The organism is Dryocola baronae (assembly GCF_051297175.1).
Taxonomy (GTDB): Bacteria; Pseudomonadota; Gammaproteobacteria; order Enterobacterales; family Enterobacteriaceae; genus Dryocola.
The window spans coordinates 279,663-296,661 of sequence record NZ_JBINNY010000001.1 but is presented as its reverse complement, the minus strand read 5'-3'; the positions used below and the strand labels follow the sequence as shown (position 1 = coordinate 296,661).

The 16,999-nt window shown below is 55.5% G+C and carries 7 protein-coding genes, 1 tRNA gene and 3 rRNA genes; 2 read left to right on the top strand and 9 right to left on the bottom strand.

Translation table 11 applies throughout. The features are described from left to right. Window positions 1-98 precede the first annotated feature (98 nt). Window positions 99-3,782: a methionine synthase gene (gene metH, locus ACSPHG_RS01375; RefSeq protein ID WP_435951665.1), complete on the bottom strand. Its 3,684-nt coding sequence runs from the start codon at window positions 3,780-3,782 to the stop codon at window positions 99-101. A 193-nt stretch (window positions 3,783-3,975) separates the two neighbouring features. Here metH and iclR point away from each other — a divergent pair, with 193 nt between their 5' ends. Together iclR and ACSPHG_RS01365 are read left to right on the top strand one after the other, a co-directional pair. After that, complete coding sequence (gene iclR, locus ACSPHG_RS01370; RefSeq protein WP_435951664.1) at window positions 3,976-4,809, top strand: glyoxylate bypass operon transcriptional repressor IclR; 834 nt, start codon at window positions 3,976-3,978, stop codon at window positions 4,807-4,809. A gap of 59 nt (window positions 4,810-4,868) precedes the next feature. Further along, window positions 4,869-5,492: a hypothetical protein gene (locus ACSPHG_RS01365; RefSeq protein WP_435951663.1), complete on the top strand. Its 624-nt coding sequence runs from the start codon at window positions 4,869-4,871 to the stop codon at window positions 5,490-5,492. Here the strand turns inward: ACSPHG_RS01365 and aceK are convergent. The 8 genes from aceK to ACSPHG_RS01325 all read right to left on the bottom strand — a co-directional run bounded on the left by aceK (window position 5,487) and on the right by ACSPHG_RS01325 (window position 16,799). Beyond that, entirely contained in the window at window positions 5,487-7,220 is a 1,734-nt protein-coding gene (gene aceK / locus ACSPHG_RS01360; RefSeq protein ID WP_435951662.1) for a bifunctional isocitrate dehydrogenase kinase/phosphatase, read from the bottom strand. The genes ACSPHG_RS01365 and aceK overlap by 6 nt on opposite strands. A gap of 81 nt (window positions 7,221-7,301) precedes the next feature. Further along, window positions 7,302-8,612: an isocitrate lyase gene (gene aceA, locus ACSPHG_RS01355; protein WP_435951661.1), complete on the bottom strand. Its 1,311-nt coding sequence runs from the start codon at window positions 8,610-8,612 to the stop codon at window positions 7,302-7,304. Between the two features lie 31 nt (window positions 8,613-8,643). Then, a complete protein-coding gene (gene aceB / locus ACSPHG_RS01350) occupies window positions 8,644-10,242 on the bottom strand; it encodes a malate synthase A (protein WP_435951660.1) in 1,599 nt (532 codons plus the stop codon). A 246-nt stretch (window positions 10,243-10,488) separates the two neighbouring features. Next, window positions 10,489-11,418 (bottom strand): homoserine O-succinyltransferase MetA, encoded by a 930-nt coding sequence (gene metA, locus ACSPHG_RS01345; protein WP_435951659.1) that lies wholly within the window; start codon window positions 11,416-11,418, stop codon window positions 10,489-10,491. A gap of 325 nt (window positions 11,419-11,743) precedes the next feature. After that, window positions 11,744-11,859: ribosomal RNA gene (rrf, locus tag ACSPHG_RS01340) — 5S ribosomal RNA — on the bottom strand. Between the two features lie 109 nt (window positions 11,860-11,968). Next, window positions 11,969-14,876, bottom strand: a 23S ribosomal RNA gene (locus tag ACSPHG_RS01335). A gap of 220 nt (window positions 14,877-15,096) precedes the next feature. Continuing rightward, window positions 15,097-15,172, bottom strand: a tRNA-Glu gene (locus ACSPHG_RS01330). 85 nt (window positions 15,173-15,257) lie between these two features. Further along, a 16S ribosomal RNA gene (locus ACSPHG_RS01325) occupies window positions 15,258-16,799 on the bottom strand. The 16S, 23S and 5S rRNA genes sit together here with 1 tRNA gene alongside, the layout of an rRNA operon. Window positions 16,800-16,999: the final 200 nt, after the last annotated feature.

Genomic DNA, 16,999 nt, shown 5'->3' with positions numbered 1-16,999 from the left:
GGAGGGAAGGTTTTGTCGGGTGGCGCTGGCGCTTGCCCACCTACGGGGATGGGTGTTGTAGGGTGGATAAGCGCACGCGCCATCCACCCTCTTAAAGATTAGTCCGCGTCATACCCCAGGTTCGGCGCGAGCCAGCGTTCCACGTCGGTCACCGACATCCCCTTACGGCGGGCGTAATCCTCCACCTGGTCGCGCTGGATTTGCGCCACCGCGTAGTATTTGCTGTCGGGGTGGCTGAAATACCAGCCGGAAACCGACGCGCCCGGCCACATGGCGTAGGACTCCGTCAGCTTCATGCCGATGACGTTTTCTACATCCAGCAGCTGCCAGATCGTCGCTTTTTCGGTGTGTTCCGGGCAGGCCGGATAACCCGGTGCCGGACGTATTCCCTGGTAGTTCTCGCGGATCAGCTCTTCGTTGCTGAGGTTTTCCGTTGGCGCATAGCCCCAGTAAACCTTGCGCACGCGCTCGTGCAGATACTCGGCAAAGGCTTCCGCCAGGCGGTCGGCAATCGCTTTTACCATAATCTTATTGTAGTCATCGTGCTGGGCGTCGAACGCGTCCGCCAACGCGTCTTCTTCCATACCGCCGGTGACCGCAAACGCGCCGATGTAATCGGCTTTACCGCTGTGTTTTGGCGCGACGAAATCGGCCAGGCAGTAGTTCGCAAAGCCGACTTTTTCGGTTTGCTGGCGCAGGTGATGCGCCACCGTTGTTACATGCGTACGGGTTTCGTCGCGGTAGATTTCAATGTCGTCGTCCACGCGGTTTGCCGGGAACAGGCCCACTACGCCGCGCGGGTTGAGGGATTTTTCCGCGTGCAGCTTGTCGAGCATGTCGTTGGCGTCTTTGAACAGGCGCTGGGCTTCTTCGCCCACCACTTCATCTTCCAGGATGCGCGGATATTTCCCGGCCAGCGACCAGGTCATAAAGAACGGCGTCCAGTCGATGTAGTTACGCAGCGTTTCGATGCTGGCGGTGACTTCCTGCACGCCCAGGCGATGGGCAACAGGCGGCGTATAGCTCGCCCAGTCGAAGGCCAGATCGTTTTCGCGCGCGGCGGCAAGCGTAACCGGCGGCGTGCGCGGTTTTTTACGCGCGTGCTGGGTGCGCACGGTGACGTACTCTTTACGCGTGCGCTCCACAAACTCATCGTGCTGGGTCGGCGACAGCAGCGCTGAAACCACGCCCACGGTACGCGATGCGTTCTGCACATAGACCGTTGGCCCGCTGTAGTTCTGCTCGATTTTCACCGCCGTATGCGCCTTAGAGGTGGTTGCACCGCCGATCAGCAGCGGCAGCGTAAAGCCCTGGCGCTCCATCTCTTTGGCGACGTTGACCATTTCGTCCAGCGACGGGGTAATCAGCCCCGACAGGCCGATGATGTCCGCACCCACTTCACGGGCGGTTTTCAAAATCTTCTCGCCCGGCACCATTACGCCGAGGTCGATAATCTCGTAATTGTTACATTGCAGCACCACGCCGACGATGTTTTTGCCGATGTCGTGCACGTCGCCTTTCACCGTGGCGAGGACGATTTTGCCGTTGGTCGAGCCTTTCTCTTTGCTGGCTTCGATGTAGGGTTCGAGATACGCCACCGCCTGCTTCATCACGCGCGCGGATTTCACCACCTGCGGCAGGAACATTTTCCCTTCGCCGAACAGGTCGCCGACCACGTTCATGCCGTCCATCAGCGGCCCTTCGATCACTTCAATCGGGCGCGCCGCCTGCTGACGGGCTTCTTCGGTATCCAGCTCGATAAACTCGGTGATGCCTTTTACCAGCGAGTATTCAAGACGCTTTTTGACATCCCAGCTGCGCCATTCCGCCTGCTGCGCGGTGGCCGCGTCGTCGCTTTTGCTGCCGCGATATTTCTCGGCAAGATCAAGCAGGCGTTCGGTGCCGTCGTCCCGGCGGTTAAGAATGACGTCTTCTACCGCGTCGCGCAGCTCGTCTGAGAGATCGTCGTAAATCGCCAGCTGACCGGCGTTGACGATGCCCATGTCCATGCCGTTGCGAATCGCGTAGTAGAGGAACACGGCGTGGATTGCTTCGCGCACCGGGTCGTTGCCGCGGAAGGAGAAGGAGACGTTCGACACGCCGCCGGAAATCAGCGCGTGGGGCAGCTCGCGTTTGATGTCTTCACACGCGCCGATGAAGTCCTGCGCGTAGTTGTTGTGCTCTTCGATGCCGGTGGCGACGGCGAAGATATTCGGGTCGAAAATGATGTCTTCCGGCGGGAAACCGACTTCTTCGGTAAGAATTTTGTAGGCGCGGCGGCAGATTTCAATTTTGCGCTCGCGGGTGTCCGCCTGGCCTACTTCGTCAAAGGCCATCACGACCATCGCGGCACCGTAGCGGCGCACCAGTTTTGCGTGATGGATAAACGGCTCAATCCCCTCTTTCATGGAGATGGAGTTGACGATGCCCTTGCCCTGTATGCACTTCAGGCCTTTTTCGATGACGTCCCATTTCGAGGAGTCGATCATGATCGGCACGCGGGCGATGTCCGGCTCGCCGGCAATCAGGTTAAGGAAACGCACCATCGCCGCTTCGGCGTCGAGCATCCCTTCGTCCATGTTGATGTCGATGATTTGCGCGCCGCTTTCCACCTGCTGGAGGGCAACTTCCAGCGCTTCGTTGTATTTTTCTTCTTTGATCAGGCGTTTAAATTTGGCCGAGCCGGTAACGTTGGTACGTTCGCCGACGTTCACAAACAGGCTTTCCGCGCCGATGTTCAGCGGCTCAAGGCCCGCCAGACGACAGGCAACCGGCAGCTCGGGCAGTTTGCGAGGTGCAACGCCCGCCACCGCTTTGCTCATCGCGGCGATGTGTTCCGGCGTGGTGCCGCAGCAGCCGCCGACGATATTCAGGAAGCCCGCATGCGCCCATTCGCCAATCTGCTTCGCCATGGTGTCGGCATCCAGATCGTATTCCCCGAAGGCGTTCGGTAGACCAGCGTTAGGGTGCGCCGTGACGTAGCATTCGGCGATGCGCGAAAGTTCGGCTACGTACTGGCGAAGCTCGTCTGGGCCGAGGGCGCAGTTCAGGCCGAAGGTCAGCGCATCGGCATGGCGCAGGGAGTTGTAAAACGCTTCGGTGGTTTGCCCGGAAAGCGTACGGCCCGACGCATCGGTAATGGTGCCGGAAATCATGATCGGCAGATCGACGCCCAGCGCTTCAAATTCTGTTTTAACGGCGAAAATCGCCGCTTTGGCGTTCAGGGTATCGAACACCGTTTCAATCATAATCAGGTCGACGCCGCCTTCCACCAGCGCGCGGGTGGACTCGCGGTAGGCCTCCACCAGCTGATCGAAAGTCACGTTACGGAAGGCTGGATCGTTTACATCCGGGGAGATAGACGCCGTGCGGTTGGTCGGGCCTAAAACCCCGGCGACATAGCGCGGTTTGTCCGGCTGGCGCGCGGTCCACTCATCGGCACAGGCACGGGCAAGCTTTGCCGCCTCGTAGTTAATTTCCGCCGACAGGGATTCCATCTGGTAATCCGCCATCGCGATAGTCGTGGAGTTAAAGGTGTTGGTTTCGACGATGTCGGCACCGGCTTCAAAGTAGGCATAATGAATCGCGGCAATAATTTCCGGTTTGCTTAGCACCAGCAGGTCGTTATTCCCTTTCAGGTCACACGGCCAGTCGGCGAAGCGAACGCCGCGGAAATCGCTCTCTTCCAGGCGGTAGCTTTGGATCATCGTCCCCATGCCACCATCCAGCACCAGAATACGTTCATTTAACTGCTGCTGCAGTTGTTCTACTTTGTTGCTCAACTCAGGCTCCCGGGTACTTAACGTGTCGAAGCGGCGAAAAGGCCAGCAAACCATACTGTCACAAGTTGATTGTCACTCAAAGCAATGGAACATGAGACATGTTCACCTGACTGATCCGATGAGTCGCCTGCTGGTTGCATTATCGCCAAATAAAACGAAAATGATTTCCACGATATGAAAAAAGGAGTCTGCTATGGTCGCTGCCGTTCCCGCCAAACGTGGCAAAAAGCCTCGCGCTGCCGCCGCCGCTGCACCACAGCCTACCGGGCAGGTTCAGTCGCTGACCCGCGGCCTGAAGCTGCTCGAATGGATTGCTGAATCACACGGTAGCGTGGCGCTGACCGAGCTGGCGCAGCAGGCCGGGCTGCCGAATTCCACCACGCATCGGCTGCTGTCGACCATGCAGCAGCTCGGCTTTGTCCGCCAGATTGGCGACCTCGGCCACTGGACGATTGGCGCACACGCGTTTGTCGTCGGCAGCAGCTTCCTGCAAAGCCGTAACCTTCTGGCCATCGTCCACCCGATTCTGCGCAAGCTGATGGAAGATTCAGGGGAGACGGTGAACCTGGCGGTACTTGACCATAGCGATCATCAGGCGATTATCATCGACCAGGTGCAGTGCGCCCAGCTGATGCGAATGTCCGCGCCGATTGGCGGCAAGCTGCCGATGCACGCGTCGGGGGCTGGCAAAGTCTTCCTCGCAAATCTCAACGATGATCAGGTGGCAGCGCTTCTGCACCGCAAAGGGCTGCATAGCTACACTCCGGCCACGCTCACCTCCCCGCTGCATCTGAAAGAAGATTTAGCCCAGACCCGCAAGCGCGGCTACTCCTTTGATGACGAAGAGCACGCGCTGGGCCTGCGCTGCGTGGCGGCCTGCATCTACGACGAACACCATGAAGCCTTTGCCGCCATTTCGATTTCAGGCCCGATTTCGCGCATCACGGACGATCGCGTGACCGAACTTGGCGCGCTGGTTATCAAAGCGGCGAAGGAGATTACCCAGGCATACGGCGGCGGGCGCTAGCTCGCCGGGACGAGTCACCGCAGAGATCTGCGGATTTTTTAAATAAGGATATTTAAACTATGTTGAACCCCTGGGCCCGGCAGGTAATAGGTGATTTTTTTTCATCCCGCCCCAGCTTTCAGCCGCTGAGCGTTGTTTTAGCGTCTGAACAAAGCGAGGCGGATAAGAATTGCGTTTTTATACTGGAGCGCTTCGCAAGGGATGATTATTACCTGCGGCCTAAGAGTAAAAACACTCAAACCATGCCCTCTCTGCACGGCCGATTTATTTATGTCATTAAAGAGGATCGCCCGGGGTTTGTTTATTGCGCCAAGGCCTTTGACCCTATCAACCAATTTCTGTCCGATAACAACTGGAGTGTTGAAGGCCATACCTCTTTGACAAAGCGCAGAAACGTTCTGTTTGCTGGCGATCTGCTGTTCTCGCACAGAAAGCTCATCGCGTGGTCGAATGCCAGCGGGCACTATCAACCTTCGTCAGAATTGCGCCACCGCAACCTGTTGCCGCATATAAAATTGCTCCTGCCTGAAGATTTATATCGGGAAGTTGATTTTCGTCGCTCAAGCATTGCGAGTGCAGGCTCGGTTGATTCCCGCCTTGCGGATTTATCTTCCGGCGATTTCGGGAATTATTCCGGCGGGCAGCCTGGCAGCAGCAACCGTTCGGTCAACCGTTATTCATAATGTGCGCCACTGACGCTGGCTGAAGCGCTGGCGTCTGCGGTAGGCGTAGACATCTTCCACGTGGCCGTTGCGGATGCGTTCCTGCAGCGCGCGCCAGAAATCCGCCCGGAACAGGTCCCCGTGCATCTCGTCGAACAGCGGGCGTATGCGCGGGTCGGCACAAAGATAGTGGCGAAACTCTTCCGGGAAGACGTCCCCAGGCGACACGCTGTACCACGGCTCGGCGGACAGCTCGTCTTCCGGATAACGCGGCGGCGGGATGTCGCGGAAATTCACCTCGGTCATATAGCAGATTTCATCGTAGTCGTAGAACACCACCCGCCCGTGGCGGGTCACGCCGAAGTTTTTAAACAGCATGTCGCCGGGGAAGATATTGGCCGCTGCGAGCTGGCGAATGGCGTTGCCATATTCTTCAACCGCATCGCGTAGCTGCTGCCCTTCCACCCGCTCGAGCCACAGGTTCAGCGGCACCATGCGGCGTTCGATGTACAAATGGCTTATCGCGATGCGGTCGCCGAGATCGGTGAGCTTTTCAGGCACTTCTTCGCGCAGCAGCGCCAGCAGCGGTGCGCCGATCTGGCTTTTATCCAGGACGAAGTTTTCGAATTCCTGGGTGTCCGCCATGCGTCCGACGCGATCGTGCTCTTTTACCAGCTGGTAGCAGGCGCGAACGCGCTCGGCACTGACCTCTTTTTGCGGGGCGAATCTATCTTTGATGACTTTAAATACCCTGTCAAAGCCCGGCAGCGTGAAGACCAGCATGACCATGCCGCGCACGCCGGGAGCCTCAATAAACTGTTCGTCGGTGGCGGTGATGTAGTTCAGGTATTCGCGGTAGCTTTCCGTTTTGCCGTGCTTCTGGCAGCCAATCGCCATGTATAGCTCGGCGGTGGTTTTGCCCGGCAGCAGCTCCCGCAGCCACTCCACCAGCGCTGACGGGAGCGGCGCGTAAACCATAAAGTAGGAGCGCGCAAAGCCGAATACGATGCTCGCCTCGGCGGTGCTGGTCAGGCAGGTGTCGACGATCAGCTGTCCGTCATCCGAGCGGTGAATCGGCAGTAAGAAAGGCACTTTCCCGCCCGGCAGCGCGAGCTTGCCAACCAGCCAGGCGGCTTTATTTCGGTAGAAAAGTTCGTTGGCAACTTCCAGATGCGCGTCACGCAGGGCTTCGCTGCCAAAGGTTTCCATGAGATGCGCCAGGATGTAACCGACATCACGCTTCAAATCCTGCCACGGCAGGCGCAGCGGCAAATCGCCCAGCATCGTCGTTAACAGCGAGTGCCAGCCCTGAACGGAGGAAAAGGATTTTGCAAGCGGGCGCGGGATAGAGCGAAAACGCCCTTCCGCCTGGGAGCTGAAGATAAAAAGCCGCTCGGGAGTCAGCGAGCGGTGGTCAAACAACCGACAGTAGACGGAATTAAAAAAGCTTTCCGCAATTTCAAAACGAGGGTAATCCGGCAACAGCTGGGTGTACTGCGCTTTTACGCGCAGTAAAAACTCTGCGTCAGCGTTTTCTCCGCCTGTAATGCAACGAAGCTGCTCCACGACGAGGCCAACGTGGTGATCGTAAAGATGTATGCGGCTTTTCATGGCCTGCTGCACCGCATGCCAGTCCGCCTGTTCAAAGCGCTGCTGGGCTCCCGCCGTGATTTCGAGAAAGCGCCCATACTGCGCGTCGAAGCCCTGCAGGATGGTGTGAGCGATTAACAGTTCCTGCTTCGGCGTCATGGGCATCTCCGTAAGGGATTTACGCCCTCACCCCTGCCTCTCCCCCAGCAGAGGGAGAAGTCGAGGGGGGATAGGGGCATCTCAGAACTGATCTTCTTCCGTCGACCCGGTCAGCGCGGTTACCGATGAAGCGCCGCCCTGGATAATCGTCGTAACGCGGTCAAAGTAGCCCGTTCCCACTTCCTGCTGGTGGGACACAAAGGTGTAGCCTTTCGGCGCTGCGGCAAATTCCGGCTGCTGCACTTTTTCCACATAGTGCTTCATGCCTTCGCCCTGCGCGTAGGCGTGGGCCAGGTCGAACATGCTGAACCACATGCTGTGGATCCCGGCGAGGGTGATGAACTGGTATTTGTAGCCCATCGCCGACAGCTCTTCCTGGAAGGAGGCGATAGTTTTATCGTCGAGGTTTTTCTTCCAGTTGAAGGACGGCGAGCAGTTGTAGGCCAGCAGCTTGCCGGGGAAGCGCGCGTGAATAGCTTGTGCAAAGCGCCGCGCCTGGTCGAGGTCCGGCTTCGACGTTTCGCACCACACCAGGTCGGCATACGGCGCATAGGCCAGCCCACGGCTGATGGCCTGTTCGACGCCCGCACGCGTGCGGTAGAAGCCTTCCTGCGTGCGTTCGCCGGTAACAAATTCGCGGTCGTATTCATCGCAGTCGGAGGTAATCAGGTCGGCGGCGTCCGCGTCGGTACGGGCAATCAGCAGCGTCGGCACGCCCATAACGTCGGCAGCCAGACGGGCCGCAACCAGTTTCTGAATGGCTTCCTGAGTGGGAACCAGTACCTTACCGCCCATGTGCCCACACTTCTTCACCGAGGCGAGCTGGTCTTCAAAGTGAACCGCCGCCGCGCCCGCTTGAATCATGGATTTCATCAGCTCGAAAGCGTTCAGCACGCCGCCAAAACCGGCTTCGGCATCGGCCACGATAGGCAGATAGTAATCGACATAGCGCGGATCGCCCGGCTCGATGTTTGAAGCCCACTGGATCTGATCCGCACGGCGGAAGGTGTTGTTGATCCGATCGACAACCGCCGGCACGGAGTTCGCCGGGTAAAGGGATTGATCCGGGTACATGCTGGACGCCAGGTTAGCATCTGCCGCCACCTGCCAGCCGGAAAGGTAAATCGCCTCGATGCCCGCTTTCGCCTGCTGCAAAGCCTGCCCACCGGTTAACGCACCCAGGCTGTTGATATAGCCCTTTTTCGATTCGCCGTGCAGCAGGCGCCACATTCTTGCCGCGCCATTTTGCGCCAGCGTGCATTCCGGGTTCACCGAACCGCGCAGCTTGACCACTTCTTCCGCGCTGTACGGGCGCTTGATGCCTTCCCAGCGAGCCTGCGTCCATTCTTCTTGTAGTTGTTGGATCTGTTGGGTGCGAGAGGTTTTGGTCATGGCAGATGCTCCTTTTTTATATAAGTAGGGTTCAGGCAAGCAGGCGGTAGCCCGGCAGCGTCAGGAAGTCGATAAGCGTTTCGGAGGTGGTGATTTGTTCCATCAGGCGCGCGGCTTCAGTGAAGCGGCCCTGGCTGAAACGGCGGTCGCCCAGCTCTTCCTGTATGACGAGCATTTCTTCGGCGAGCATCTGGCGGAACAGCGCTTTGGTGACCGTCTGCCCGTTGCTCAACGTTTTTTCATGGTGAATCCACTGCCAGATAGAGGTGCGGGAGATTTCCGCCGTGGCGGCGTCTTCCATCAGGCCGTAAATCGGTACGCAGCCGTTGCCGGAGATCCACGCTTCGATGTACTGAACGGCAACGCGGATGTTGGCGCGCATGCCGTCTTCGGTACGTTCCCCCGGGCACGGCTCCAGCAGCTGTGCGGCGGTAATCGGTGCATCCTCGGCACGCATAACGGAAAGCTGGTTTTGGCGCTCGCCCAGGGCTTGATTGAAGACTTCCATTACTGCATCTGCGAGGCCTGGATGGGCAATCCACGTGCCGTCGTGGCCGTTGCTGGCCTCCATCTGCTTGTCGGCCCTGACTTTGTTAAGCACCCAGTCGTTACGCTCGCTGTCTTTACTAGGGATAAACGCCGCCATTCCGCCCATCGCAAAGGCGCCGCGGCGGTGGCAGGTTTTGATCAGCAGCCGCGAATAGGCGTTCAGGAACGGCTTATCCATGGTGACCGATTGGCGATCGGGCAGGACGCGATCCGCATGGTTTTTGAGGGTTTTGATGTAGCTGAAGATGTAATCCCAGCGGCCACAGTTCAGGCCAACGATGTGATCTTTCAGCGCGTGCAGGATCTCATCCATCTGGAATACCGCTGGCAGGGTTTCAATCAGCAGGGTGGCTTTGATGGTGCCGCGCGGCAGGGAGAAACGATCCTCGGTAAAGCTGAACACTTCGCTCCACCACGCCGCTTCCTGCCAGGACTGGGTTTTTGGCAGGTAAAAGTATGGGCCGCTACCTTTCGCCAGAAGGGCATCCACGTTGTGGAAGAAGTAGAGCGCAAAGTCAAACAGGCTGCCGGGAATCGGCTCATCACGCCACGTTACGTGCTTTTCCGGCAGGTGCAGGCCGCGAACGCGACAGACTAATACCGCCGGGTCCGGCTTAAGCTGGTAGATCTTGCCGGCTTCGTTGGTCCAGCTGATGGTGCCGTTGATGGCATCACGCAGGTTGATTTGACCATCGATCACTTTGCTCCAGCTCGGGGCCAGCGAGTCTTCAAAATCGGCCATAAAGACTTTTACGTTGGCGTTAAGCGCGTTGATCACCATTTTGCGCTCTACGGGGCCAGTAATTTCAACGCGGCGGTCGAGCAAATCGTCTGGAATGCCGCGAATTGTCCACTCTGATTCACGAATGGAACATGTTTCCGAAATAAAATCAGGTAACTCACCGCCGTCAATGGCAGCCTGCTGGGCGATGCGTGCCGCCAATAACTTATTGCGCTGCGGCGTAAAACGAATGACGAGATCGCGGAGAAACTCTACCGCATCCGGCGTTAATATCTGTTTCTCCTGAGGTCCGAAAGGCTGGCTGAAGGCCAACTCTGCGCTAACTGTCTGTTGTGTCATTAGATTGATCCCCACAATAAGGCTAAACACATCTGGTACGTCCAGTGTGTTATTTTCATGCGACAGAATTAAGACTACTTGATGATTTTCTAAAATCAAAAACAATTTCCATTTTTGAAATTAAAATCATTCATCATATTGATAAATATGAAGTTAAAATTTAGCTGAGAGGGGAAGGAGTTTTTAGGCAATAAAAAAGGCACCAGAAGGTGCCTCGATCGCAGAGCGAATGGGGTGCTGAAACGCTTAATCGAGCGTCGGATTCATATGGCGAAGATCGAACGGTGTGATTTGATACACGTAGTAGTTGAGCCAGTTGGTAAAGAGTAAATTGCCGTGGCTGCGCCAGGTGGCGCGCGGTTTTTTCTGCGGATCGTTATCCGGGAAGTAGTTGTACGGCACGTCCGGATTCAGACCAGCCTCGACATCACGGAAATACTCGCCGGAAAGCGTGTGCGCGTCATACTCCGGGTGACCGGTAACGAAGGCTATGCGCTTGTCTTTGCTGCCAAACAGATAGGCGTCCCCCTCCTGCGATTCAGCCAGGATTTCCAGATCGGTGTAGTCACGAATCAATGAAGTGGGGAAATCTGCGTAGCGGGAATGCGGAGCGAGGAAAGTGTCATCAAACCCGCGCGTGAGCAGCGCGTGCGGGTAGGTTAGATGGTGTTCATACACGCCGGAAAGCTTCTCTTGCCGCGTCTGTTTGGGAATGCCATACAAAATATTGAGCGCGGCCTGAACGGCCCAGCAGACAAACAGCGTGGAAGTTACGTGATCTTTGGCCCAGTGTAGTACCTGCTCGATCTGCGGCCAGTAGGCGACGTCATCAAATTCAACCAGGCCTAAAGGCGCGCCGGTGACGATCAGGCCATCAAAATTTTCGTGCTGGATATCTTCGAAATTGCAGTAGAAATTGTTGAGGTGCTCCGTCGGCGTATTGCGGGATTCACGGCTGTCGATACGCAACAGCTGTACGTCTACCTGAAGCGGAGAGTTGGAGAGCAGACGCAAAAACTGGTTTTCCGTCTCGATCTTTTTCGGCATCAGATTAAGTATGAGCACCTTTAGCGGACGGATCTCCTGGTTGCTAGCGCGTGATGATGTCATGACAAAGACATTTTCTTCACGCAGGAAATTGACGGCTGGTAACTCATCCTGCACCCGAATCGGCATAACCTTTTACCCTCACAACATACGTTTAAACGTTTAGACATCCAGATAGCTGAAGATAACGCGACGCCTGTCAAATGTCGAGTGTTCATAAGATAGTTGAAAATGTTTCACTTAAGGGAGGGAATTTGAGGTAGAGGAAAGTGCTGCAATAGAGCGGAATATATGGAGTTTTGTCAGGTCGTTAGGCGGGCTGCACCATCTGACACCGCAGCCCGGCCCCCTGCCGGGGATGGCTCTTCGTTTAACCGCCCCATGGCAGAGCGTGTGTAAACCGCAGACGGCAAAAAGCCCTGCACGTCAGTGCAGGGCTTTTCACTTGTTTGAAGCCTGGCAGTTCCCTACTCTCGCATGGGGAGACCCCACACTACCATCGGCGCTACGGCGTTTCACTTCTGAGTTCGGCATGGGGTCAGGTGGGACCACCGCGCTAGTGCCGCCAGGCATATTCTGTTTATCAACCGTTACGTTATTCACGTAACCATTGATTCAATCTCGGAATTCCGCTGAAAATTAAATTGTCTGTCTCTCACCAAAACACCTTCGGTGTTGTAAGGTTAAGCCTCACGGATCATTAGTACTGGTTAGCTCAACGTATCGCTACGCTTACACACCCAGCCTATCAACGTCGTAGTCTTCAACGTTCCTTCAGGACTCTCAGGGAGTCAGGGAGAATTCATCTCGGGGCAAGTTTCGCGCTTAGATGCTTTCAGCGCTTATCTCTTCCGCATTTAGCTACCGGGCAATGCCATTGGCATGACAACCCGAACACCAGTGATGCGTCCACTCCGGTCCTCTCGTACTAGGAGCAGCCCCCCTCAATTCTCCAGCGCCCACGGCAGATAGGGACCGAACTGTCTCACGACGTTCTAAACCCAGCTCGCGTACCACTTTAAATGGCGAACAGCCATACCCTTGGGACCTACTTCAGCCCCAGGATGTGATGAGCCGACATCGAGGTGCCAAACACCGCCGTCGATATGAACTCTTGGGCGGTATCAGCCTGTTATCCCCGGAGTACCTTTTATCCGTTGAGCGATGGCCCTTCCATTCAGAACCACCGGATCACTAAGACCTGCTTTCGCACCTGCTCGAGCCGTCACTCTCGCAGTCAAGCTAGCTTATGCCTTTGCACTAACCTCACGATGTCCGACCGTGATTAGCTAACCTTCGTGCTCCTCCGTTACGCTTTAGGAGGAGACCGCCCCAGTCAAACTACCCACCAGACACTGTCCGCAACCCGGATCACGGGTCTACGTTAGAACACCAGCCATTAAAGGGTGGTATTTCAAGGTTGGCTCCACGCAGACTGGCGTCCACGCTTCAAAGCCTCCCACCTATCCTACACATCAAGGACCAGTGTTCAGTGTCAAGCTATAGTAAAGGTTCACGGGGTCTTTCCGTCTTGCCGCGGGTACACTGCATCTTCACAGCGAGTTCAATTTCACTGAGTCTCGGGTGGAGACAGCCTGGCCATCATTACGCCATTCGTGCAGGTCGGAACTTACCCGACAAGGAATTTCGCTACCTTAGGACCGTTATAGTTACGGCCGCCGTTTACCGGGGCTTCGATCAAGAGCTTCGCCTTGCGGCTGACCCCATCAATTAACCTTCCGGCACCGGGCAGGCGTCACACCGTATACGTCCACTTTCGTGTTTGCACAGTGCTGTGTTTTTAATAAACAGTTGCAGCCAGCTGGTATCTTCGACTGCCTTCAGCTCCACGAGTAAATCGCTTCACCTAACGACAGCGTGCCTTCTCCCGAAGTTACGGCACCATTTTGCCTAGTTCCTTCACCCGAGTTCTCTCAAGCGCCTTGGTATTCTCTACCTGACCACCTGTGTCGGTTTGGGGTACGATTTGATGTTACCTGATGCTTAGAGGCTTTTCCTGGAAGCAGGGCATTTGTTACTTCAGCACCGTAGTGCCTCGTCATCACACCTCAGCGTTTAATAAGAGTCCGGATTTACCTAAACTCTCCGCCTACATGCTTAAACCGGGACAACCGTCGCCCGGCTAACATAGCCTTCTCCGTCCCCCCTTCGCAGTAACACCGAGTACAGGAATATTAACCTGTTTCCCATCGACTACGCCTTTCGGCCTCGCCTTAGGGGTCGACTCACCCTGCCCCGATTAACGTTGGACAGGAACCCTTGGTCTTCCGGCGAGCGGGCTTTTCACCCGCTTTATCGTTACTTATGTCAGCATTCGCACTTCTGATACCTCCAGCAAACCTCACAGTTCACCTTCGACGGCTTACAGAACGCTCCCCTACCCAACAACACATAGTGTCGCTGCCGCAGCTTCGGTGCATGGTTTAGCCCCGTTACATCTTCCGCGCAGGCCGACTCGACCAGTGAGCTATTACGCTTTCTTTAAATGATGGCTGCTTCTAAGCCAACATCCTGGCTGTCTGTGCCTTCCCACATCGTTTCCCACTTAACCATGACTTTGGGACCTTAGCTGGCGGTCTGGGTTGTTTCCCTCTTCACGACGGACGTTAGCACCCGCCGTGTGTCTCCCGTGATAACATTCTTCGGTATTCGTAGTTTGCATCGGGTTGGTAAGCCGGGATGGCCCCCTAGCCGAAACAGTGCTCTACCCCCGAAGATGAGTTCACGAGGCGCTACCTAAATAGCTTTCGGGGAGAACCAGCTATCTCCCGGTTTGATTGGCCTTTCACCCCCAGCCACAAGTCATCCGCTAATTTTTCAACATTAGTCGGTTCGGTCCTCCAGTTAGTGTTACCCAACCTTCAACCTGCCCATGGCTAGATCACCGGGTTTCGGGTCTATACCCTGCAACTTAACGCCCAGTTAAGACTCGGTTTCCCTGCGGCTCCCCTATACGGTTAACCTTGCTACAGAATATAAGTCGCTGACCCATTATACAAAAGGTACGCAGTCACCCCATAAATGAGGCTCCCACTGCTTGTACGTACACGGTTTCAGGTTCTGTTTCACTCCCCTCGCCGGGGTTCTTTTCGCCTTTCCCTCACGGTACTGGTTCACTATCGGTCAGTCAGGAGTATTTAGCCTTGGAGGATGGTCCCCCCATATTCAGACAGGATACCACGTGTCCCGCCCTACTCTTCGAACTCACAGAACGTGCATTTTAGTGTACGGGAGTATCACCCTGTACCCTGCGACTTTCCAGACGCTTCCACTAACACACAAACTGATTCAGGTTCTGGGCTGCTCCCCGTTCGCTCGCCGCTACTGGGGGAATCTCGGTTGATTTCTTTTCCTCGGGGTACTTAGATGTTTCAGTTCCCCCGGTTCGCTTCGTTAAGTTATGTATTGGCTTAACGATAGTGTGACGAATCACACTGGGTTTCCCCATTCGGAAATCGCCGGTTATAACGGTTCATATCACCTTACCGACGCTTATCGCAGATTAGCACGTCCTTCATCGCCTCTGACTGCCAGGGCATCCACCGTGTACGCTTAGTCGCTTAACCTCACAACCCGAAGGTGTCTCGTAAGACACAATCGACGTTGTGAAAATTTGAGAGACTCGAACATATCGTATTCCCATTCCTTATTACGGAGGAATGAGACGACATGTCGTTTCAATTTTCAGCTTGTTCCGGATTTTTAAAGAGCAAATATCTCAAACATAACTCTCAGAGTCAGTTTTGAGATATTGAGGTTGGCGACTTTCACTCACAAACCAGCAAGTGGCGTCCCCTAGGGGATTCGAACCCCTGTTACCGCCGTGAAAGGGCGGTGTCCTGGGCCTCTAGACGAAGGGGACACTGAAGTCTCAATCGCAAGACGCCTTGCTTCTTTACATCTATCAGACAATCTGTGTGAGCACTACGCGGGTTGTATCTATTAGGTAAGGAGGTGATCCAACCGCAGGTTCCCCTACGGTTACCTTGTTACGACTTCACCCCAGTCATGAATCACAAAGTGGTAAGCGCCCTCCCGAAGGTTAAGCTACCTACTTCTTTTGCAACCCACTCCCATGGTGTGACGGGCGGTGTGTACAAGGCCCGGGAACGTATTCACCGTGGCATTCTGATCCACGATTACTAGCGATTCCGACTTCACGGAGTCGAGTTGCAGACTCCGATCCGGACTACGACGCACTTTATGAGGTCCGCTTGCTCTCGCGAGGTCGCTTCTCTTTGTATGCGCCATTGTAGCACGTGTGTAGCCCTACTCGTAAGGGCCATGATGACTTGACGTCATCCCCACCTTCCTCCAGTTTATCACTGGCAGTCTCCTTTGAGTTCCCGGCCGAACCGCTGGCAACAAAGGATAAGGGTTGCGCTCGTTGCGGGACTTAACCCAACATTTCACAACACGAGCTGACGACAGCCATGCAGCACCTGTCTCACAGTTCCCGAAGGCACTAAGGTATCTCTACCGAATTCTGTGGATGTCAAGAGTAGGTAAGGTTCTTCGCGTTGCATCGAATTAAACCACATGCTCCACCGCTTGTGCGGGCCCCCGTCAATTCATTTGAGTTTTAACCTTGCGGCCGTACTCCCCAGGCGGTCGACTTAACGCGTTAGCTCCGGAAGCCACTCCTCAAGGGAACAACCTCCAAGTCGACATCGTTTACGGCGTGGACTACCAGGGTATCTAATCCTGTTTGCTCCCCACGCTTTCGCACCTGAGCGTCAGTCTTTGTCCAGGGGGCCGCCTTCGCCACCGGTATTCCTCCAGATCTCTACGCATTTCACCGCTACACCTGGAATTCTACCCCCCTCTACAAGACTCAAGCTTGCCAGTTTCAAATGCAGTTCCCAGGTTGAGCCCGGGGATTTCACATCTGACTTAACAAACCGCCTGCGTGCGCTTTACGCCCAGTAATTCCGATTAACGCTTGCACCCTCCGTATTACCGCGGCTGCTGGCACGGAGTTAGCCGGTGCTTCTTCTGCGAGTAACGTCAATCACTGCGGTTATTAACCACAATGCCTTCCTCCTCGCTGAAAGTACTTTACAACCCGAAGGCCTTCTTCATACACGCGGCATGGCTGCATCAGGCTTGCGCCCATTGTGCAATATTCCCCACTGCTGCCTCCCGTAGGAGTCTGGACCGTGTCTCAGTTCCAGTGTGGCTGGTCATCCTCTCAGACCAGCTAGGGATCGTCGCCTAGGTGAGCCATTACCCCACCTACTAGCTAATCCCATCTGGGCACATCTGATGGCAAGAGGCCCGAAGGTCCCCCTCTTTGGTCTTGCGACGTTATGCGGTATTAGCTACCGTTTCCAGTAGTTATCCCCCTCCATCAGGCAGTTTCCCAGACATTACTCACCCGTCCGCCGCTCGCCGGCAAAGTAGCAAGCTACTTTCCGCTGCCGCTCGACTTGCATGTGTTAGGCCTGCCGCCAGCGTTCAATCTGAGCCATGATCAAACTCTTCAATTAAAAGCTTGATTTGCTTCAACTCGTGAAGCGGTGCTCAAAAATTAACTTTCGTAATAATTCAACTAAATGAATTACTGCTTGGTCACTCTTCAAGACTTGATATTTTTTTGTACCCGAAGGTACTGAGATATCAATCCTGCGAGTGCCCACACAGATTGTCTGATAAATTGTTAAAGAGCAGTGAGTTAGCCGCTTTCGCC

Excerpts from the sequence above, each read along its gene's own strand:
- iclR (WP_435951664.1), top strand. The coding sequence starts at position 3,976 with ATGGTCGCTGCCGTTCCCGCCAAACGTGGCAAAAAGCCTCGCGCTGCC.
- ACSPHG_RS01365 (WP_435951663.1), top strand. The coding sequence starts at position 4,869 with ATGTTGAACCCCTGGGCCCGGCAGGTAATAGGTGATTTTTTTTCATCC.
- aceK (WP_435951662.1), bottom strand. The coding sequence starts at position 7,220 with ATGACGCCGAAGCAGGAACTGTTAATCGCTCACACCATCCTGCAGGGC.
- aceA (WP_435951661.1), bottom strand. The coding sequence starts at position 8,612 with ATGACCAAAACCTCTCGCACCCAACAGATCCAACAACTACAAGAAGAA.
- aceB (WP_435951660.1), bottom strand. The coding sequence starts at position 10,242 with ATGACACAACAGACAGTTAGCGCAGAGTTGGCCTTCAGCCAGCCTTTC.
- metA (WP_435951659.1), bottom strand. The coding sequence starts at position 11,418 with ATGCCGATTCGGGTGCAGGATGAGTTACCAGCCGTCAATTTCCTGCGT.